The 20,344-nt window shown below is 74.8% G+C and carries 18 protein-coding genes; 14 read left to right on the top strand and 4 right to left on the bottom strand.

Features of this window, described 5'->3' with window-relative positions:
* Positions 1–101: 101 nt before the first annotated feature.
* Positions 102–377, top strand: a complete 276-nt coding sequence (locus ACME2J_RS01680) for a hypothetical protein (RefSeq protein ID WP_495543126.1) — start codon at positions 102–104, stop codon at positions 375–377.
* A gap of 13 nt (positions 378–390) precedes the next feature.
* Positions 391–804: a CBS domain-containing protein gene (locus tag ACME2J_RS01675; RefSeq protein WP_495543125.1), complete on the top strand. Its 414-nt coding sequence runs from the start codon at positions 391–393 to the stop codon at positions 802–804.
* Positions 805–838: 34 nt separating this feature from the next.
* Here the strand turns inward: ACME2J_RS01675 and ACME2J_RS01670 are convergent, their stop codons facing one another.
* Complete coding sequence (locus ACME2J_RS01670) at positions 839–1,480, bottom strand: response regulator (RefSeq protein WP_495543124.1); 642 nt, start codon at positions 1,478–1,480, stop codon at positions 839–841.
* 110 nt (positions 1,481–1,590) lie between these two features.
* Between ACME2J_RS01670 and ACME2J_RS01665 the strand changes: the two genes are divergently transcribed.
* The 6 genes from ACME2J_RS01665 to cydC all read left to right on the top strand — a co-directional run bounded on the left by ACME2J_RS01665 (position 1,591) and on the right by cydC (position 10,528).
* The gene (locus tag ACME2J_RS01665; protein ID WP_495543123.1) at positions 1,591–3,288 is read left to right on the top strand and encodes a sensor histidine kinase; all 1,698 of its coding nucleotides are present in this window, start codon (positions 1,591–1,593) and stop codon (positions 3,286–3,288) included.
* Positions 3,289–3,347: 59 nt separating this feature from the next.
* The gene (locus ACME2J_RS01660; protein ID WP_495543122.1) at positions 3,348–4,535 is read left to right on the top strand and encodes an FAD-dependent oxidoreductase; all 1,188 of its coding nucleotides are present in this window, start codon (positions 3,348–3,350) and stop codon (positions 4,533–4,535) included.
* Between the two features lie 146 nt (positions 4,536–4,681).
* Positions 4,682–6,085, top strand: coding sequence for a cytochrome ubiquinol oxidase subunit I (locus tag ACME2J_RS01655; protein WP_495543121.1), 1,404 nt, complete (start codon positions 4,682–4,684; stop codon positions 6,083–6,085).
* A gap of 12 nt (positions 6,086–6,097) precedes the next feature.
* Positions 6,098–7,174: a cytochrome d ubiquinol oxidase subunit II gene (gene cydB, locus ACME2J_RS01650; protein ID WP_495543120.1), complete on the top strand. Its 1,077-nt coding sequence runs from the start codon at positions 6,098–6,100 to the stop codon at positions 7,172–7,174.
* Position 7,175: 1 nt separating this feature from the next.
* A complete protein-coding gene (cydD, locus tag ACME2J_RS01645) occupies positions 7,176–8,858 on the top strand; it encodes a thiol reductant ABC exporter subunit CydD (protein ID WP_495543119.1) in 1,683 nt (560 codons plus the stop codon).
* A complete protein-coding gene (gene cydC, locus ACME2J_RS01640) occupies positions 8,855–10,528 on the top strand; it encodes a thiol reductant ABC exporter subunit CydC (protein WP_495543118.1) in 1,674 nt (557 codons plus the stop codon). Before cydD ends, cydC begins: the two co-directional genes overlap by 4 nt.
* Positions 10,529–10,609: 81 nt before the next feature.
* On the opposite strand, the gene ACME2J_RS01635 is transcribed toward cydC, so the two are convergent.
* On the bottom strand, positions 10,610–12,160 hold the full coding sequence (locus ACME2J_RS01635) for a bifunctional aminoglycoside phosphotransferase/ATP-binding protein (protein WP_495543117.1): 1,551 nt from the start codon (positions 12,158–12,160) through the stop codon (positions 10,610–10,612).
* A 129-nt stretch (positions 12,161–12,289) separates the two neighbouring features.
* Between ACME2J_RS01635 and ACME2J_RS01630 the strand changes: the two genes are divergently transcribed.
* The 6 genes from ACME2J_RS01630 to ACME2J_RS01605 all read left to right on the top strand — a co-directional run bounded on the left by ACME2J_RS01630 (position 12,290) and on the right by ACME2J_RS01605 (position 17,972).
* Positions 12,290–13,435, top strand: coding sequence for an FAD-dependent oxidoreductase (locus ACME2J_RS01630; RefSeq protein WP_495543116.1), 1,146 nt, complete (start codon positions 12,290–12,292; stop codon positions 13,433–13,435).
* A 29-nt stretch (positions 13,436–13,464) separates the two neighbouring features.
* Entirely contained in the window at positions 13,465–14,328 is an 864-nt protein-coding gene (locus ACME2J_RS01625) for a universal stress protein (protein ID WP_495543115.1), read from the top strand.
* A 73-nt stretch (positions 14,329–14,401) separates the two neighbouring features.
* Positions 14,402–14,833, top strand: a complete 432-nt coding sequence (locus tag ACME2J_RS01620) for a universal stress protein (RefSeq protein ID WP_495543114.1) — start codon at positions 14,402–14,404, stop codon at positions 14,831–14,833.
* A 90-nt stretch (positions 14,834–14,923) separates the two neighbouring features.
* A complete protein-coding gene (locus ACME2J_RS01615; RefSeq protein ID WP_495543113.1) occupies positions 14,924–16,060 on the top strand; it encodes an acyl-CoA dehydrogenase family protein in 1,137 nt (378 codons plus the stop codon).
* A 17-nt stretch (positions 16,061–16,077) separates the two neighbouring features.
* Positions 16,078–17,121, top strand: coding sequence for an acyl-CoA dehydrogenase family protein (locus tag ACME2J_RS01610; protein WP_495543112.1), 1,044 nt, complete (start codon positions 16,078–16,080; stop codon positions 17,119–17,121).
* Positions 17,118–17,972, top strand: a complete 855-nt coding sequence (locus ACME2J_RS01605; protein ID WP_495543111.1) for a crotonase/enoyl-CoA hydratase family protein — start codon at positions 17,118–17,120, stop codon at positions 17,970–17,972. Before ACME2J_RS01610 ends, ACME2J_RS01605 begins: the two co-directional genes overlap by 4 nt.
* A gap of 81 nt (positions 17,973–18,053) precedes the next feature.
* Here the strand turns inward: ACME2J_RS01605 and ACME2J_RS01600 are convergent, their stop codons facing one another.
* Complete coding sequence (locus ACME2J_RS01600; protein WP_495543110.1) at positions 18,054–19,490, bottom strand: wax ester/triacylglycerol synthase domain-containing protein; 1,437 nt, start codon at positions 19,488–19,490, stop codon at positions 18,054–18,056.
* Positions 19,487–20,329 carry an alpha/beta fold hydrolase gene (locus tag ACME2J_RS01595; protein ID WP_495543109.1) on the bottom strand — a complete coding sequence of 281 codons (843 nt, stop codon included), beginning with the start codon at positions 20,327–20,329 and terminating at the stop codon, positions 19,487–19,489. Before ACME2J_RS01595 ends, ACME2J_RS01600 begins: the two co-directional genes overlap by 4 nt.
* Positions 20,330–20,344: the final 15 nt, after the last annotated feature.

Below are 20,344 nucleotides of genomic sequence, written 5' to 3'. Positions count from 1 at the left end.
TCTTGCGGAGAACTACCGAGAGCTCGGCGGTGCTCGCCGGATGGCGTCGGCGGCGGCGGATGGGACCGTCGTCACACCCCGTTCCCCACCCGGAGCCGACGATGCCGACGACCGCCATCCCCGACGCGCCTGCCCGCCGCGGGGCCCCGACCCTCGCCGCCGACCTCGAGCGCCGTCGCCTCGTCGTCCGCGAGCGGCGGCTCGACCACGTCGTCAGGGCTCTGCGCGTCGAGCGGCGGGTCCGTCCGCGCCCGGGCGCCGCCCGGCCGGGACTCGAGCGGGCGCTCGACGACATGAGCCGCCAGCTCGACGAGACGCGGAGCCGCCTCGCGCACCTGCGGGCGCACACGCACCGCCGCACCATCGACACCGACTGACAGGAGAACCCCCGTGTCCACCGCCACGCTCCCCGAGCTCCGCACCGTCCTCGCGAAGGACGCGATGCACAGCCCGGTCGCCGCCGTCGGGCCTCAGACGGAGCTCACCGAGGTCGCCGCGATCATGGGCGCGCGCCGCATCCACTGCGTCGTCGTCGAGGGCATCCGCCCGACCTCCGCCGGAGAGCGCCTCGTGTGGGGGGTCGTCTCGGATCTCGACCTCGTCCGCGGCGCGCTCGAGCAGACGACGCCGACCGCCGGCTCGATGGCCTCGACCGAGGCGCTCTGCGTCGACGTGGGCGACGAGCTCGGTGACGTCGCGACGGCGCTCATCGCGCACGAGGTCACCCACGCGGTCGTCATCGACGACGACGAGCCGGTCGGCGTCATCTCGACGCTCGACATCGCCTCCGCGATCGGAGGCTGAGCCCGGGGCGGCGTGGGGGCCGGCGACCGGCCCCTCAATCGCCGTCGAGCAGCCCGTGGTCGAGCGCGTAGCGCACGAGCTCGGCCCGGGTGGAGCGGCCCAGCTTCTGCTGGACGTGCGCCCGGTGGGTCTCGACGGTCCGCACGGAGAGGTAGAGACGCTCCCCGATCTCGGCGTTCGTGTGCCCGAGCGCGATGAGCCGGAGCACCTCGACCTCCCGGGGTGAGAGGTCGTCCGGGGGACCGCTGGGCTCCTCGGGCGTCGCCGCCATCCGCGCCCCGAGCGCCGGGTTGAGGTAGGTGCCGCCCTCCGAGGCGCGTCGCACGGCCTCCACGAGCTCGTCGTCGGCGGCCTCCTTGAGGACGTAGCCGAGCGCGCCGGCCCGGAGCGCGCGACGCGCGTACTCGGGGTCGTCCTGCATCGTGAGGATGACCGTCCTCGTGTTCGGCGAGGTGTCCTTCGTCGACGGGAGGGCCTCGAGCGACGAGCGCTCGCCCGGCATGTTGAGGTCCAGCACGAGGACGTCGGGCTTGTGCCCGAGCACCGCGCGCATCGCGGAGTCGACGTCGGCGGCCTCGGCGACGACCTCGAAGTCCTCCTCGGCGTCGAGCAGCATCCGGAGGCCGGCGCGGACGACGCCGTGATCGTCGGCGAGCACGATGCGGATCGGGGTCACGGACGCGGAGCCTACGCGACGCCCCGGACGCGCGCACGGCGCTGGGGGCGCCGACCAGCCGTTTCGTGCGTCGCTTGCCGCGGACGAGCTCGTCGCGCAAGAATGGTGGGGTGAGCGACACGCCCACGCAATCCGCTCCGGACGACGCGGAGCGGCTCCGACACCTCGTCGACGTCGGTCGATCCCTCACGTCCGAGCTCGACCTCGACGTCCTCCTTCGTCGCATCCTCGAGACCGGCCGCTCGCTGACCGGCGCCCGCTTCGCCGCTCTCGGGGTGCTCGACGCGGAGCGCCGGTCGCTCGCCGAGTTCATCACGCTCGGCGAGGAGCCCGGGGTCCACGACGCGATCGGGCATCTCCCGCGCGGCCGGGGGATCCTCGGCCTCCTCATCGACGAGCCCGTCCCGATCCGGCTCCACGACGTCTCCCAGCACGCGCGCTCGTACGGATTCCCGCCGGGGCACCCGCCGATGAGCAACTTCCTCGGGGCGCCGATCGTCATCCGCGGCGAGGCGTGGGGCAACCTCTACCTCACCGAGAAGGAGGGCGCCGACGACTTCGACGACGGCGACCTCGAGTCGATCGTCGTCCTCGCCCAGTGGGCGGCGATCGCGATCGACAACGCCCGCCTGTTCCGCACCTCAGAGGGCCGCCGCGTGGAGCTCGAGCAGGCGGTTCGCGGGCTCGAGGCCTCGCGCGACATCGCGCTCGCGCTCGGCGGCGAGACCGATCTGAGCCGCGTCCTCGAGCTCATCACGAAGCGCGCCCGCGCGCTCGTCGACGCGGATGCCCTGCTCATCTGGCTCGAGGACGCGGGCATGCTCAAGCTCGCCGCCCACGCCGGCGCCGTCGTGCGGCCCATGGGCGCGGAGCTGCCCGCCGAAGCCTCGACGACCGGCGAGGCGCTGCGCACGGGGCGCTCCCTCCGCGTCGACGACGTCCCCGGCACCCTCATCGAGGACCCGCAGCGCTTCGGGCTCGCCGCCGCGCGGACGGCGCTCATGGTGCCGCTCATGTTCCGCGGCCGGGCGCTCGGCGTCCTCTCCGCGTTCGACCGCCTCGGGACCGAGCACGGCTTCACCGACGCCGACGAGCGCGACCTCCGCACCTTCGCGGCGAGCGCCGCGACGGCCGTCGCGACCGCACGCAGCGTCGAGGCGCAGCGCCTCCGCGACTCGATCGCCGCCGCGGAGGGCGAGCGCGCGCGCTGGGCCCGCGACCTCCACGACGAGACCCTCCAGGGGCTCGGCGCGATCAAGCTCGCGCTCTCCTCGGCTCTCAGGTCGCACGGCGGCACGGCGCGCGAGCCCGTCGAGGGCGCCGTGGAGCAGCTCGAGGCCGAGATCGCGTCGCTGCGGCGGATCATCGCGGACCTCCGCCCGCCCGCCCTCGACGAGCTCGGGCTCGAGCCCGCCCTGCGCTCTCTCGCCGAGCTCGTCGGCGCGCGCCACGAGCTCGACATCGAGCTCGACCTCCGCCATGGCGACAGCCGCCTCGATCCGGAGCTCGAGACGATCGCCTACCGGATCGCGCAGGAGGCGCTCACGAACGTCGTCAAGCACGCGGGAGCGAGCCGCGCCCGCGTGGGGCTGCGCTCGGAGGGCCGCGTGCTCGAGCTCGAGGTCCGCGACGACGGCCGCGGACTCGAGGACGTCGACCTCGCGAACGCCGGCGGCTACGGGGTCGCGGGCATGCGCGAGCGCGCCGACCTCGGCGGGGGCCGCCTGTCGCTGAGCGGCGCCCCCGGGGAGGGGACGCGGCTCGTCCTCACGCTCCCGCTCGAGGATCCGATCCCGGGCGCTCCGTAAGCTCCGTCGGGCAAGGGCGCCGTCCGCGCCGGCGCGACACCCGTCACACGAGAGGCACCATGACCGAGACCGACCGCATCGCACCGCGCCGCGTCGTCGTCGTGGGCGGGGGCATCGCCGCGCTCGAGGCGGTCCTCGCCCTCCACCGCCTCGCGGAGGGCCGGCTCGACCTCACGCTCGTCGCGCCGGACGACGAGGTCGTCCTGCGCCCGCTCACCGTCGCCCACCCGTTCGCGCGCGGCGGCGTGACGCCGCTCGGGCTCGCCGACGTCATGGCCGAGCACTCCGGGGCCTTCGTACGCGGGGCGGCTCGCGCGGTCGACGCCGACGCCCGCGAGCTCGTCCTCGACGACGGGTCGCGGCTCTCGTACGAGGCCCTCCTCCTCGCGCCCGGCGCGATCGCCGTCCCCGCCTTCGACCACGTGACGACGTTCGGCCACGACCCCGACGCGATGGGCGGCGTCCTCCGCGACCTCGAGGAGGGCTATTCGCGCTCGGTCGCCTTCGTCGTCCACCGCGGCACGGGATGGCCGCTGCCGATCTACGAGCTCGCCCTCATGACCGCCGAGCAGATCCGCGGCATGGGCATCGACCACGCGCAGCTCCACCTCGTCACGCCGGAGACGGCGCCGCTCGACGTGTTCGGGCGCGAGGCGAGCGTCGAGGTCGCCTCGCTGCTCGACGCGGCGGGGATCTCGCTCCACAGCGGCGTCAGCGTCCGCGTCCTTCCGGGCGGCAGGATCGAGACCGGGTTCTCGCCCGACCTCGTCGTCGACCGCGTCGTGGCGCTCCCCGAGCTGCACGGGCCCGAGATCGAGGGCCTCCCGACGAACGACCGCGGCTTCGTCGAAGTGGACGACGTCGGCCGGGTGAAGGGCCTCGACGGCGTCTACGCGGTCGGGGACGTCACGGCGCGCCCGGTGAAGCAGGGTGGGCTCGCCTGCCAGCAGGCCGACGTCGCCGCCGCGCACATCGCGGCGGCGGCCGGGGCGCAGGTCGAGGTGCCGCCGCTCCCCCAGGTGCTCCGGGGCCGGCTCCTCACCGGGGGAGAGGACCGCTTCCTGCGCCGGGAGCCCGGCGACCTGCGCGGCGAGGCGGCCGGTGAGCCGCTCTGGTGGCCGCCCGCGAAGGTGAGCGGCCGCCACCTCGCGCCCTACCTCGAGGAGAAGGGCATCATCCGGCTGCCGCTCCGCGCGCCCGCGACCCCTCCGGGCATCGACGTCGGCCTCCCCCTCGACGAGCGGTAGCGGCGCGGCGCCGGGGCCGCGGGCGATGGGCTCCGCGCGGCCGGCGCACTTCCGTAGGAATCCGCAGCGCCTCGCGCGTCGCTCCGCAGCAGGAGCACGGGGCGGGCCGGATTCCGGGCCCACGCGGCCGTCGTACCTTGGCCGCCATGGATGTCCTCGACCTCGCGCGGCTGCAGTTCAGCAGCACCACGCTCTTCCACTTCATCTTCGTCCCGCTCTCCATCGGGCTCGCGATGTGGGTCGCGATCTGCCAGACCGCGCACTACCGCACCGGCAAGGAGGAATGGGACCGGGCGGCCCGCTTCTGGGGGAAGCTCTTCCTCGTCTCGTTCGCCCTCGGCGTCGCGACCGGCATCGTCCAGGAGTTCCAGTTCGGCATGAACTGGTCGGGCTACTCGCGCTACGTCGGCGACGTCTTCGGCGCTCCGCTCGCGATGGAGGCGCTCGTCGCGTTCTTCCTCGAGTCGACGTTCCTCGGCCTCTGGATCTTCGGCCGCGGCCGGCTCTCCCCGAAGCTCCACCTCGGCGCGATCTGGATGGTCGCGATCGGCTCGATGATGTCCGCGTACTTCATCCTCGCCGCGAACTCCTGGATGCAGCGCCCGGTCGGCTACGAGATCAACGAGACGACCGGCCGCGCCGAGATGACCTCGATCTGGGAGGTCCTCACGAACACGACGACGCTCTGGGCCTTCCCGCACACGATCCTCGCGGCCTGGGCGACCGGGGCGATGGTCGTCGTCGCGGTCTCCGCGTGGCACCTGCGCAAGGGGACCCACGCGATGATGATGGGCAAGTCGCTGCGCATCGGCCTCGCCGTCGCGCTCGTCGCGACGACCGCGACCGCGGGCATCGGCCACTTCCAGGGGATGCACCTCGTCGACGAGCAGCCGATGAAGATGGCGGCCGCCGAGGCGCTCTTCGAGACGAAGGAGCCGGCGCCGTTCTCGATCTTCGCGACCGGCGACTGGACGCCGAACCCCGAGCGCACGAACGTCGACATCCAGATCCCGAAGCTCCTCTCGTTCCTCGCGCAGGGCAACTTCACCGAGGAGGTCCAGGGGATCAACGACCTCAACGAGCAGTACCGCGCGCAGTACGGCCCCGGTGACTACGCACCGGTCGTCGGCGCCACCTACTGGTCCTTCCGGATCATGATCGGCGCCGGCACGGTCATCATCCTCCTCGCCGGCTGGCTGCTGTGGCGGATGCGGAAGGTCGCGCCGGGCGGCATCGGCGCTCGCTGGCTCGCGCTTCTCGTCCCCGCCGCCGCGCTCCCGTTCGTCGCGAACTTCGCGGGCTGGATCTTCACGGAGATGGGTCGCCAGCCGTGGGTCGTCCAGGGGCTCCTCAAGACGGAGGACGCGATCTCGCCGTCGACGTCCGCGCTCGAGGTCGGCCTCACGCTCGTCGGCTTCACCCTCATCTACACGATCCTCGGGATCATCGGCTACCGGCTCTTCGCCCGCCTCGCCCGCAAGGGCCCGGACGAGCCCGGCAGCGCCGAGGACACCGAGGCCTCCTCCTCCGACCTCGCTCTCGCCTACTAGGAGCACCCTCGCATGACGACTCTCGAGATCATCTGGTTCCTGCTCATCTGCGTCCTCTGGTCGGGGTACTTCGTCCTCGAGGGCTTCGACTTCGGCGTCGGCGCGATGCTCCGCAAGCTCGGGCGCACGCGCGAGGAGCGCCGTGACCTGCTCCACACCTTCGGGCCCGTCTGGGACGGCAACGAGGTGTGGCTGCTCACCGCGGGCGGCGCGACGTTCGCCGCGTTCCCCGAGTGGTACGCGACGCTCTTCAGCGGCTTCTACCTCCCTCTCTTCCTCATCCTCCTCGGCCTCATCGTCCGCAACGTCGGGCTCGAGCTGTGGGCGAAGGACGACCGGCCCGAGTGGCGCGACCGCTGGGAGTGGGCGATCATCGCCGGCTCCGCGATCCCCGCCTTCCTCTGGGGCGTCGCCTGGGCGAACATCGTGAAGGGCGTCCCGCTCGACTCCAGCGGCGAGTACGTCGGCGGCTTCTTCGGGCTCCTCAACCCGTACGCGCTGCTCGGCGGCGCTGTCACGCTCGTCCTCTTCCTCGCGCACGGTGCGCTCTTCCTCCAGCTCCGCACGCAGGGCGTCCTCCACGAGCGGGCGCAGGCGGCCGCGAAGCGCCTCACGATCGGCGCCCTCGGCGTCGGCGCCGCGTTCGTCGTGTGGACCGCGCTGCGCCAGGCGGGCGCCGACGGCGTCGAGGTCGTCTCGGTGCTCCTCCTCGGCGCGGCCGTCGCGGCCCTCGCCGTCGGAGCCCGCAGCGCGTTCTCCCGCCCCGGGGTCGCCTTCGGCGTGAGCGCGGCCGGCATCGTGCTCCTCTTCGCCGGCCTCTGGTCCGAGCTCTACCCGGCGGCGATGGTCTCCTCGGGGCCCGGTCCCGATCTGGCGCTCGCCGAGGCGGCGTCGTCGGCCTACACGCTCAAGGTGATGACGGTCGTCGCGGTCCTCATGGTCCCGATCGTCCTCCTCTACCAGGGCTGGACGTACTGGGTCTTCCGCCGCCGCGTCGGCGGGCCGGAGGCGGTCACCGGCGACACGCCGCTCGACGCGCTGCCGGGATCCCACGGTCACGGCGAGGCCTCGACCCCGGCAGGCGGCTGACGTGCGGGCGACCGAGCGCCGCCTCCTGCGCGAGGGGCGCGCGGCGCGCGGCGCGGTCGCGACGATCGGAGGCCTCGGCGTCGTCGCCGCAGGCCTCATCGTCGCGCAGGCGCTGCTCCTCGCGCACCTCCTCGCCGAGGGCTTCCTCGGCGGCCGCGAGGTCGGGACGCTCGTGCCGACGATCGTGGCGCTCGCCGGCGTCGTCGCGGCCCGCGCGGTCGTCACCGGCGGCTTCGAGCTCGCGGGCCGCCTCGGTGCGCTGCGCGTGCTCTCCGAGCTGCGCGGGCGTCTCGGCGCCCATCTCCTCGGCGGCGCGCCGAACGCCGCCGCCGGGGAGCGCAGCGGCGAGCTCGCGACCGTCGCGGTGCAGGGCGTCGACGCGCTCGAAGCGTGGTTCGCGCGCTACCTGCCGCAGGTCGTCCTCAGCGCGACCGTGCCGCTCGCGATCCTCGCGTTCGTGCTCCCGCACAACCTCGCCGCCGGGCTCATCCTCCTCGTCACGATCCCGGTCCTCATCGTCTTCCTCGCGCTCGTCGGCCTCGCGGCGCGCGTGAAGGTCCGCGCTCGATGGGACGCCCTCCAGGTCCTGGGCGCGCACTTCGCCGACGTCGTGCGCGGCCTGCCGACCCTGCGGGCGCATCGCCGCGAGCACGCGCAGGAGGAGACGATCGCCGCGATCGGCGAGCGGTACCGGGCCGAGACGATGTCGACCCTGCGGGTCGCCTTCCTCTCCGCGTTCGTCCTCGAGCTCGGCGCGACGATCGGGACGGCGCTCGTCGCGGCGACCGTCGGGATCCAGCTCGTCCACGGCCACGTCGGGCTCGAGACGGGACTCGCGGTCCTCCTCCTCTGCCCCGAGCTCTACGCGCCCATCCGCGCGATGGGGCAGCAGCACCACGCGGCGGAAGAGGGCACAGCGGCCGCCGAGCGGCTCTACGAGGTCCTCGACCGGCCGACCGTCGTCACCCGGCCGCAGCGACCGGCGCCCGCGCCGTCGCCGCTCGCGGCTCCGGTCCGCCTCTGCGGCGTCCGCTACGCGCATCCGACGCGGGAGGGTGACGTCCTCCGCGGAGCCGACCTCGAGCTCGCGCCGCGCCGCCTCACCGCGCTCGTCGGCGCCTCCGGGGCCGGCAAGTCGACGGTCATCTCGCTGCTGCTGCGGTTCGCCGACCCGGACGCCGGCTCGGTCCGCTGCGGCGACGTCGACCTCCGGGACGTCGATCCCGAGGACTGGCGCGCGCTGGTGACCTGGGTCCCGCAGCGCCCCACGCTCTTCGCCGGGACCGTCGCCGAGAACGTCCGGCTCCTGCGCCCCGAGGCGAGCGACGACGAGGTCGCCGCCGCCGTCGCGTCCGCCGGCCTCGAGTCCGTCGTGCGCGCCCTCCCCGCGGGCGTCGAGACGCGGATCGGCGACGGGGGTCGCGTCCTCTCGGCGGGCCAGGCGCAGCGGGTCGCGCTCGCACGGGCCTTCCTCGCCGACCGTCCGCTCCTCATCCTCGACGAGCCGACCGCCCATCTCGACGCGGCGACCGCGGCGTCGATCGACGCGGCGATCGCCCGTCTCGCCGAGGGACGCACCGCCCTGCTCGTCGTCCATCGTCACGAGCTGGCCGCCCGCGCCGACGCGGTCGTCCGCCTCGCCGACGGGCGCTGCGAGCGCCTCGACCAGGAGATCACCGCATGAGCGCCGCCGTCGCCCGCGCCCGCACCCTCGCCCGCGTCGTCGCCCTCGCGCCGCCGGCCTGGAACCGCTTCGCGCTCGGCATCCTCCTCACCGCCCTCACGCTCCTCGCGGGTGTCGGGCTTCTCACGGTGTCCGGCGCGCTCATCTCGAAGGCAGCGCTCGAGCCGCCGATCCTCGCGCTCGGCACGCTCATCGTGGGCGTGCGGTTCTTCGGCTTCTCGCGGGCGTGCCTGCGCTACGCGGAGCGCCTCGCGACGCACGACGTCGCGTTCCGGGCGCTCGCGACGCTGCGCGAGCGGTTCTTCGCGCGGCTCGCGCCGCTCGTGCCGGGCGACGCGGGGATGCGCCAGGGCGAGCTGCTCGCGCGCTTCGTCGACGACGTCGACGCGCTCCAGCACCTCTACCTGCGCGCGGGTGGACCACCGCTCGCGGCGCTCGTCGCCTCGTTCGGCGCGATCGCCGTCGCGTGGATCATGCTCCCCGCTGCCGCAGCCGTCCTCGCCGTCGGCCTCGCGCTCGCGGGAGTGCTCCTGCCCGCCGCGACGGCGTGGATCGGCCGCGTCGCCGCACGGCGCCAGGCGGCCGCGCGCGCCGCGCTGACGACGGAGGTGCTCGAGGTCGTGCAGGGAGCCCCGGAGCTCGTCGCCGCCGGGCGCGGCGAGGAGCGCGTCGCTCGCCTGCGCGACGCCGACGCCGACCTGCGCCGCCTCGCCGTCCGCGACGCCGTCGCATCGGCCGTCGCCGTCGGCGCCGGCTCGTTCCTGCAAGGCGCGACGGCGCTCGCCGTCGCCGTCGTCGCGATCCCGGCGGTCGGCGCGGGCGAGCTCGACGGCATCCTCCTCGCGGCGCTCACGTTCCTCGCGCTCGCCTCGTTCGAGGCGGTCCAGCCGCTTCCGGCCTCCGCCCAGCACCTCGACGCGTGCGCCGCGAGCGCCGAGCGGCTCCTCGACGTCACCGACGTCGAGCCGGCCGTCCGCGACCCGGAGTCTCCGCGCCCCGCGGGCCCGGGCGCGGTCCTCGCCGTCGAGGACGCCGACCTCGCCTTCGAGGACGGCCGGCCCGTGCTCCGCGGAGTGCGGCTCCGGCTCGAGCGAGGGCGCAGCGTCGCGCTCCTCGGACCGTCCGGGACCGGCAAGACGACGCTCGCCTCGCTCCTCGTGCGCTTCCGCGACCCCGATGCCGGCCGCGTGACGCTCGACGGCGCCGACCTCCGCGAGCTCGCGCTCGACGACGTGCGCGCGCGGGTCTGCCTCATCGCCCAGGACGCCCGGCTCTTCACGACGACGGTCGCCGAGAACGTGCGGCTCGCTCGTCCGCAGGCGACGGACGCCGAGGTGCGGACCGCGCTCGAGCAGGCCGGGCTGGGCCCGTGGCTCGACACGCTCCCGCTGGGCCTGCGGACGATGGTCGGCGAGGACGGCGCCCAGGTGAGCGGCGGTCAGCGCCAGCGCATCGCGCTCGCCCGCGGGCTCCTCTCCGATGCGGCCTTCCTCGTCCTCGACGAGCCGACGACGCACGTCGACCCGGACGGCGCGGAGGCCCTCCTCCGCGACCTCCCGCGCCTCGCGACGGGGCGTGGCGTCGTCGCGATCGTCCACGACCGCGCGGGCCTCGAGTCCTTCGACGAGATCCTCGAGCTCCGCGAGGGCCGGATCATCCCGGCGCGCTGAGCGGCGCTGGTCCGGGCTCGGGAGTCACCGGCGTCCGGCCCGGGACCAAGGTCCCGTCCCGGGCTCGACCGAAGCGCCTGCTCAGCCCAGGCGCCCGGAGGCGAGGTGGCCGTCGAGCCAGCCCTCGACCGCGTCGACGAGCCGGCCCGCCTCGTCCTCGGAGTTCAGCCCGAGGCGGTCGGCGGGGACGATCTCGTCGAACGGCGTGAAGGACTCCGACAGGCGGCGGGCGACGTCGGCGTCGGCCTCGGAGCCGAAGGCGGTCTCGGCCGTGCGGGCGCGGGCACGCGCCTCGAGCGTCGCCGGGCGGGCGTGACACTCCACGGCGAGGACGCGGCGGCGGTGGTCCTTGTCGAGCTCGGCGAGGAACGCGCGTCGCAGCGCGGGCTCCCCGAAGGTGGCGTCCACGATGCAGCCTCCCTCGGCGCTCGCGCGGCGGCCGAGCTCCGCGTAGACGCGGGTGCGCGTCGCGAGGTCGTAGCCGGTCTCGCCGGTCGCCCGGCGCACGATGTCCGAGGAGAGGACGCGAAGGCCGGTCGCGGCCGACAGCGCATGCGCGAGCGTCGACTTCCCCGAGGCGGGCGGGCCGGTGACGAGGAGGACGTTGTCGCCCCTCGCACGCGCGGCGAGCCGCCGGGCGACGGCGAGGAGGCGCTGCGCCTCGTCGCGCTGCGCGTCGCTGCTCGTCGGCGCCTGGGCGGCGCGGATGAGCGCGACCTTCGCCCGGACGGTCGCCCGGTAGGCGCCGAAGTAGGCGACGAGCTCGCGTGGGGGCGGCTCGCCGCCGGCGGCCGTGTACCCCTCGAGCAGCTCGGCGGCAGCGTCGCTCGCTCCGAGGTGCTCGAGGTCCATGACGAGGAACGCGAGGTCGTCCGCGACGTCGACGACCCGCAGCGCGGGGATGTCGAGGCGGTCGACGATCGCGATGTCGCCGTCGGGGAGGACGAGGACGTGCTCGGCGCGCAGGTCGCCGTGGCCGTCGATGACGCGGCCCGTGGCGGCGCGGCCCGCGAGCACGTCCTCCCAGCCGAGCAGGAAGGCCTCGGTGAAGCGGCGGGCGGCGAAGATGTCGCGGGGGGCGACGACGCCGTGGGCGAGCGGGACGAGCCCCTCGAAGTTGCGGTCGGCGACCTCGCGCGGGTCGGGGGCGTCCTTCACCGGGCGCGCGGCGGCGTGGAACGCGGCGATGCGGCGTCCCACCTCGGCGGCGGCGCCGGCCGGGAGCGCACCGCGGGCGAGTCGCTCGGCCATCGTGTCGGCCGGGTCGAACCGGCGGCTCACGACGATCCACTCCTCGGCGGAGGGGTGGTCGGGCTGCGTGACGGTGTAGCCGCGCCCGACGGGGACGAGGGCGCGCAGCTCGTAGCCGAGCGCGCCGGCGAGGGCCCGGTTCGCCGTGACCTCCTCCTCGCACGCCCGGCGGCGGGCCGGGAGGGTGCGCTGATCGGCGAAGTCGAAGGCGAGCGGCTTCTTCACCTTGTAGGCGTGCTCGCGCCCGACGAAGACCCACGAGACGTGGGTCTCGTGGAGCTCGAGCGGAGGGTCCCCGGCGCGCTGGAGCGAGCGCCGGAGCGCCTCGATGTCGACGGCGCCGACGGTCGGGGCGGCACGCGCGGAGGACGGAGGAGTCACGCCGTCCACGGTACTCCCGAAGCGGGTGCCGACAATCCGGGCGGGACGCGCGCCGGCCTGCGGTCTTCCCGCAATCGAAGGGGGGCGCGTCCGGATGGCGCGCAGGCGCGCCGGTGGGAGTCTCCTGCCATGTTCGTCTCCCCCGCAGATCACGACTCTCCCGCCCAGCGCGTCCTCGTCGCCGGCGGCGGGGTCGCCGCGCTCGAGACGGCCGTCGCCCTCGAGTCCCTCGCGGGGGATCGCATCCGCATGCGGATCGTCGCCCCCAACACGCACTTCGCGTGGCGCGCACTCGGCGTCGGCGAGTCGCTCGGGACCGAGGTCGCCCACCGCCACCCGCTCGCCGACATCGTCCAGGAGCTCGGGGCCGATCTCGTCCACGACGAGGTCGTGGCCGTCGACGGCGAGCGCATGATCGCCCGCCTGCGCTCCGGGGCGGAGCTCCCCTACGACGTCCTCGTCATCGCGGTCGGCGCAAAGCCGGTCTCGGTCGTCGACGCGGGCGGCACGTTCGACCGCGTCTCCGCGGCCGACGTCATCGACGAGACGATCGACGCGCTGCGAGGCGGTTTCGCCGACTCCCTCCTCGTCGTCGTCCCCGAGGGCGTCGCCTGGACCCTTCCGGCCTACGAGCTCGCGATGCTGAGCGCGGATGCGACCGGCGCGCGCGTGACGATCGCGACCCACGAGTCGGGCCCGATGCGCGAGCTCTTCGGCGAGCGCGCGAGCCGCGTGGTCGCGAAGACCCTCGACGCCGCCGGGATCGAGCTGCGTGCCGGCGTCCGCGCCGACGTCGTCTCCGACAGCGCCGCGCGCCTCGACGGGCAGTGGGTGACCGCCGACCGGATCGTCGCCCTCCCGGGCTTCGACGGCCCGGGGCTGGAGGGCATCCCGGCCGACGAGCGCGGCTTCATCGTCACCGATGCCCAGCACCGCGTCGCCGGGCTCGAGGGCACCGTCTACGCCGTCGGCGACGGGACCGCCCATCCGATCAAGCACGGCGGCCTCGCCGCGCGCGCGGCCGACCGGGTCGCCGCCCGCATCGCCGTCGATCTCGGCTCGCCCGTCCGCGAGGACGCCGGCCCGCCCGTCGTGCGCGGTCTCCTCTCGACCCCTCTCGGTCCCCTCTTCCTCACCGCAGACCTCCGTGATCCGGACACCTCTGGGCTCGCGTCGACGCGAGCGCTCTGGTGGCCGCCGACGAAGGTCGCCGCGCCGTGGCTCGGCTCCTTCCTCACCGATCTCGAAGGCCGCCGACTGGCCGCCACCGCCTGACCACCCGCCCGACCAGGAGACACATCCGCATGATCCACCGCATCGTCGTCGGCGTCGACGGCTCCGAGGGCGGCGAGGATGCCCTCGAGCTCGCACGACGCCTCGCCGGGGACCGCACCGACGTCATCGCCGTCTGCGTCTCCCCGACGATCCTCGGCTCACCGCGGATGCCGGGGACGGCGGACAGCTGGAGGGTGGCGCAGCCCAGGGAGCGCCGAGCCACCCGGCAGGCGGCGGCGCGCGGCGTGCGCAGCGAGGTCATCCTCGCTCCGACGGTCGCGGGCGGTCTCCAGACCTCGGCGATGCGGCACGACGCGGATCTCCTCGTCATCGGCTCGAGCCGTCGAGGTGCCGTCGGCCGGATCCTCGAGGGCGACGACACGCGCGCGACGCTGCGCGAAGCTCCGTGCCCGGTCGGGATCGCCCCGCGCGACCTCGCCCTCACCGAAGGCCGGCTCGCCGAGGTCGGCGTCGGCTGGGACGGCGGCGAGGAGTCCGAGGCGGCGGTCGCCTTCGCCTGCGACCTCGCGCGCGACGTCGGCGCGCGCGTCCATGCGCTCACCGTCGTCGGCCCGCTCGGCTGGCCCGGCGAGTCGGTTCCGCCCACCGTCCGCGACGTGGACCCCGACGAGACCGGCCCGCTCCCCGACGGCGTCCGTGCGACGAAGGCGAAGGGCCTCGCATCCGAGGAGCTCGCGCGGTTCGCCGCCGAGGTCGACGTCCTCGTCATCGGCTCGCGGCGCCGAGGGCCGATCGCCCGGATCGTCGTCGGCAGCACGGCGGAGGCCGTCGTGCGGCGCAGCGTGCGGCCCGTCGTCGTCGTCCCGCGCCCGGTGCGCCGGGGCAGCAGCGTCGGCGCCGGCGAGACGGCCGACGGCATGAGCGTGCGCTGAGCGTCCCGGGCCGACCCGCTCCACGCATGGCGGTTCCCGTCGCCCGCGGTCGTCGCCAGTCACAATGGACGACGTGAGCGACCACGAGCACAGCCCGGTCAGCACGATCGTCGTCGGCGTCGACGGCGCGAAGGGCGGCGAGGACGCCCTCGCTCTCGCCCTCCGGCTCGCGCCGCCAGGGGCGGAGGTCGTCGCGGTCGGGGTCTCCCCGACCGCGTCCGGCGACCCGCACCCGCCGTCGGAGGACCCCTACGGCCGCGACGACCCGGCGCGTGAGGAGGCGGTGCGCGCGCAGGCCGCCGCGCACGACCTCCCGGTGGAGTTCCTCCTCGCCGGCTCGGTCGCCGACGGCCTCCACGACGCCGCCCAGCGTCGCTCCGCCGACCTCATCGTCATCGGCACGAGCCGCCGCAGCGGCATCGGCCGCGTCCTCGACGGCGACGACACCCGCGCGACGCTGCGTCACGCGCCGTGCGCCGTCGCGGTCGCGCCCCGGCGGGACTGAGCCCGACGCGCCGCTCCTCGCGGCGCCGGGTCGCCGCGCCGGACGCCGGGTAGGCTCACGGCGAACCCCGTCCCGCTGGAGGAGAACGCCGTGGATCTCACGTTCTCGGAGGAGGAGCTCGCGTTCCGCGACGAGCTGCGCTCCTGGTTGAAGGACAACGACGCCGGGCCCCGCCCGCACGGCGACGAGGACGCCGAGCACGCGTGGCGACGCGCCTGGCAGCGGCGACTCTACGAGGGCGGCTGGGCCGCCGTGCACTGGCCGTCGGCCTACGGCGGCCGCGACGCGACGCTCATGCAGTCCGCGATCTTCTTCGAGGAGATGGGGCGTGCGGGCGCGCCGCTGCCGGCGAACGTCCTCGGGCTGCTCCTCGCCGGCCCGACGATCATGGCCTGGGGGACCGACGAGCAGAAGGAGCGCTACCTCACGCCGATCCTCTCCGCCGAGGAGATCTGGTGCCAGGGCTTCAGCGAGCCCGACGCGGGCTCGGACCTCGCCGCGCTGAAGACGCGCGCCGAACGCGACGGCGACGACTGGGTCGTCACGGGCCAGAAGGTGTGGACGTCGGGCGCGCAGCACTCGAAGTGGTGCATGCTCGTCGCGCGCACCGACCGCGACGCGCCGAAGCACAAGGGCCTCTCCTACTTCCTCATGGACATGGAGCAGGACGCCGTCCAGATCCGCCCGCTCGTGCAGATCACGGGCGAGGCCGAGTTCAACGAGCTCTTCATCGAGGAGGCGCGCATCCCGCACGCGAACCTCCTCGGCGGCGAAGGCAACGGCTGGAAGGTCGCCCTCACGACGCTCATGAACGAGCGCGCGGGCCTCGGGTTCTTCCTGCAGGTCCGGCTCCGTCAGCTCCTCGACGACCTCATCGCGCACGCCGTGGAGAACGGCGCGATCGAGGACCCGGTCGTCGCCGACCGCCTCGGCGACCTCCATGCGCGCACCGAGGTGCTGCGCCTCACGGCCTACCGGGGGCTGTCGACGATCGAGAAGTACGGGCAGCCGGGCCCCGAGGGGTCGCTCACGAAGTGGCTGTGGTCGGAGACGAACCAGATGCTCACGCAGCTCGCCGCCGACGTCGTCGGGCCGGACGCCCTCACGCGCGGGACGCCGTGGGCGTACGAGCTGCTCCGCGCCCGCGGCAACTCGATCGAGGGCGGGACGACCGAGATCCTCAAGAACATCGTCGCCGAGCGGGTGCTCGGCCTCCCGCGTCGCTAGCTCGAGGAGAGGACGCCATGCAGTTCGACTTCACCGACGACCAGCACGAGATCAAGCGGACCGCCCGGGCCATGCTCGCCGAGCGGTCCTCGATGGCGCGCGTCCGCGAGGCGGCCGAGGCGCGCACCTACGACGAGGCGCTCTGGCAGGAGGTGAGCGACCTCGGGTGGCCCGGGATCGCGGTCCCCGAGACGCACGGCGGGTCGGGCCTCGGCAGCATCGAGGCGGCGCTGCTCTGCGAGGAGCTCGGCTACGCCGTGACGCCGTCGCCGTTCCTCGCGACCGTCCTCGCGGCGACGGTCATCGGCCATGCCGGCGACGACGACCAGCGTACGCGCTGGCTCTCCGGCCTCGCCACCGGCGAGATCGCGGGGGCGCTCGGGGTGCTGCGCGCGGGGACGGCGGAGCTCGTCCCGGACGCGGATCGCGCCGAGGTGATCGTGGTCCTCGACGGCGCGGGCGGCGGGACGGTCCTGCGCGCCGACGAGGCGGAGGTCGAGACGGTCGAGGCGATCGACCCGACGCGATCGTACGCCCGGGTGACGCCGGTGCCCGGTGGCGGCACGCCGCTCACGGGAGACGTCGCCGGCGCGACGGACCGCGCCGCCGTCCTCGTCGCCGCGGAGCTGACGGGGCTCGCGCAGCGCGCGCTCGAGATGTCCGTCGACTACGCGAAGGAGCGCACGCAGTTCGACACGCCCGTCGGGGCGTTCCAAGCGGTGCAGCACCGCTGCGCGCAGATGCTCCTCCACGCGGAGAGCGCCCGGTCGGCGACGTACTTCGCCGCGTGGGCGGCCGACGCGGAGCCGGGCCGGCTGCCGGAGGCCGCGGCGCTCGCGAAGGCGACGGCCTCCGAGGCGGGTCGCGAGACGACGGCATCGGCGATCCAGGTCCACGGCGGCATCGGGTTCACGTGGGAGGCCGACGTCCACTGGCTCTACAAGCGCGCCCAGCTCGACGCGCAGATGCTCGGCGGACCCGGCGCGCACCGCGCGCGCCTCGCGCGGCTCGCGGCGGAGCGGGTCGCGGCCGACCGGGCGCAGGCGCGGCGCGCGGCATGAGCGATCGACCCCTGCACGAGCTCGTCCGGCGCGAGGTGTCGGACCGCGTGATGACGATCCGGTTCGACCGGCCCGAGCGCCTCAACGCGTTCACCGTCCCGATGCTCCAGGAGCTCGGCCGCGCCTTCGACGAGGCGGACGCCGACGACGAGGTCCGCGCGATCGTCGTCACGGGCGAGGGGCGGGGCTTCTGCGCCGGATCCGACCTCGCGGCCGGGGGCGAGTCGTTCGTCCTCGAGGAGGTCGGCGGCCGGGCGCCGCGCGACGAGGGCGGCGTGCTCACGCTGCGGATCTTCCGCTGCCTCAAGCCGGTCATCGCGGCGGTGAACGGGCCCGCCGTCGGGATCGGCGCGACCATGACCCTGCCGATGGACGTCCGGCTCGCGAGCGAGGACGCGCGCTTCGGGTTCGTCTTCGCGCAGCGCGGCATCGTGCCGGAGGCGGCGTCGACGTGGTTCCTGCCGCGCGTCGTGGGCGTCTCGCGCGCCATGGAGTGGGTCGCGAGCGGCCGCGTGTTCGACGCACGGGAGGCCCACGAGGCCGGGCTCGTCCGCGACGTCGTCGCAGCCGACGACCTCCTTCCCCGCGCGTACGAGATCGCCGCGACGTTCACCCGCTCCGCGCCGGTGTCCGTCGCGGTCTCGCGGCAGATGATCTGGCGCATGCTCGGCGCCTCGCACCCCATGGACGCCCACCGGGCGGAGTCGCTCGGCCTCCTGCACAGGGGCCGCTCCGCCGACGCCCGCGAGGGCGTCACCTCGTTCCTCGAGAAGCGCGACCCGGAGTTCACCGACCGCGTGTCGTCCGACCTCCCGGACGTCTTCCCCGACTGGGTCGACCCCGAGTACTGACCGCCCGTCCTGACGTTCCTCACGCCAGGCGTGAGGAACGTCAGGACGGATGGATCGAGCGCGCGGCTCGGGCCGCCATCCTCAGGCGGCGTCCGCCGAGGGCGCGGCGAGCGCGAGCACGTCGGCGAAGCCGTCGCGCAGGCAGCGCTCGAGGCCACGGACGTCGTCCACCGCGGACCCGTCGACGGTGACGCCGACGCAGCAGGTCTCCTCGTGGGAGATGAGGGTCGCGACGATCGCGCACCCCAGGGCGGGGGAGAACGGGTACATCCGCGTGACGCGGCTCCCCGCGATGTAGGCCGGGCGGTCGAGGCCGCGCAGGTTGCCGGCCTGGAGGTCGACCGTCGTCGTGGCCCGCGCGACGATCGGGCCGAGGACGGGCCGCGGCAGCCGGCTGACGAGCGGTGACATCGCGCCCATGACGTCGAGCGCCTCCTCGTGACGGGCCTCGAGGACGCGCCAGCGGATGATCTGGAACGCGTGATGCGGGTCAGGCTCGTCGAGGGGCAGCGCGATCCGCGCCATCGCGAAGCGGCTGCCGCTCGTCTCGGAGTCGCGGAAGAGGCGGACCGGCACGGCGACCGCGAGGTCCTGCACCTCGACGCCGTGCTCGAGGTGGAAGCGCCGCAGCCCGGCCGCGAGCGCGGTGAGGAACGCATCGTTGAGCGTCCCGCCCGCCGCCCGACCCGCAGCGCGGAGATCGGTGAGCGGCACGTCGATCGCGAGGAGCCGCCGGTCGGTGAGTCCGCGGCCGGCGAGAAGGGGCGACGGGGGTGCCGGCGTCGCCGCGACCCGGCGCACCGACGTCGACCAGCGCCAGGACGTCGCCGCGCTGTCCACCGGGCGCAGCGCGATGCGGCCCGTCGCCCTCGCGGCACCGTGCAGCGTCCGCGCGACGAGTCGCGGTGCGGTCCGCGCGAGTCTCGCCGCCCGCGCGGCCGTGAGCCCGACAGGTGAGACGAACGCCGGCGTCGACGTCTCCTCGACCGGCTTGGCGGGCGTCGGCTCGCGCCGGTCGGAGTGGACGAGGTCGAACATCTCGACGAACGCCGTGCCGCCGCCGAGGGCGTCGTGGAGCTTGAGGAGGTACGCGCAGCCGCCGTCGTCGAGGCCCTCCACGAGCATCGCCTGCCACAGCGGACGCGCCGGGTCGAGCGGGGCGGCGTGGAAGGCGCCCGCGACCTCGAGGACCTCTTGCAGGCCGGCGCCCGCGTCGAGTCGCACGCGCGTGAAGTGGTGGTCGATGTCGACCGACGTGTGCGACCACACGGGCGGGCCGATGCGCAGCGGGTCGTCGACGACCCGCTGGGCGAGTCGCGGGATGCGCTTCGTCGCCCACTCGTGCGCGGCACGGAGCCGGTCGAAGTCGGGGACCGCGTCGAGGATGTCGACGAACACCCCCGCCGGCAGGAGGTCCGGGTCGGATGCGGAGCGCCACAAGGTCGCTTCGAAGTCCGACATCTCCTCCTCGTCGCTCCAGCGCGCCGCGCTCCGCTCGTAGGGACGCTGCGCGCTCATGACGCGGCCTCCTGCACCGCCGCCGGGGCGGTGACCTCGAGGATCGTCCTCGCGACGAGGTCGGGATCGTCGAACGTCGGCAGGTGCCCGACCCCGGGCAGCATGACGAGCTCCGCCTGGGGGATCCGCACGAGGAGCGACGCGCCGTGGCGCTCGAAGGGGATCGTCCGGTCGTCCTGCGCCCAGGCGATCCGGACCGGGCACGTGACGTGGCTCATGTCGGCCACGAACGGGTCGCCCTCGCCGGCGACGTCGCTGAGCGCGCGCAGCACGTTGCAGCCGAGCATGTCCTCGACCATGCCGCGCAGCGCCCCGGGTGGGAGCCGGTCGCCGCGGGCCATGGTGCTCGCGAGGGCGAGCCGGCGGACGTGACCGAAGCGCAGCGGCGTGAAACGCAGGGCGGGCGCGAGGACCGGTCCGGCGAAGGACCCGAGCCGCGCGGCCCGCATGATCACCTTCACCGTCTCCTGGAGGTCCTCCGGCGCTCGCCAGCCGCCCGCCGGTGAGAGCGCGACGACCGACCGGGCGCGTCCGCGCCGGGCGAGCTCGAGGGTGATCCAGCCGCCGAGGGAGTTGCCCGCGATGTGCGCGGTGCCGATGCCGGCCTCGTCGAGCGTCCGCTCCACGCCGTCCGCGAGGAGCGCGACGGAGACCTCGGCGTCCTCGGGGACGGCGGGCCCCGCGTGATGGCCGGGGAGGGTCGGCGCGAAGACGTCGTGGTGCTCGGCGAGCGCCGGGATGACGGGTTTGAAGATCCGCCACGTGCACGTCATGCCGTGCAGCAGGACGAGGGGCTCCCCGGCGCCCTCGCGATGGTGCGGGGCGGGTGTGCGAGCCATCCGCACACAGTGTAC

The organism is Paraconexibacter sp. (assembly GCF_059438195.1).
This window is presented reverse-complemented; position numbering and strand designations above follow the sequence as displayed.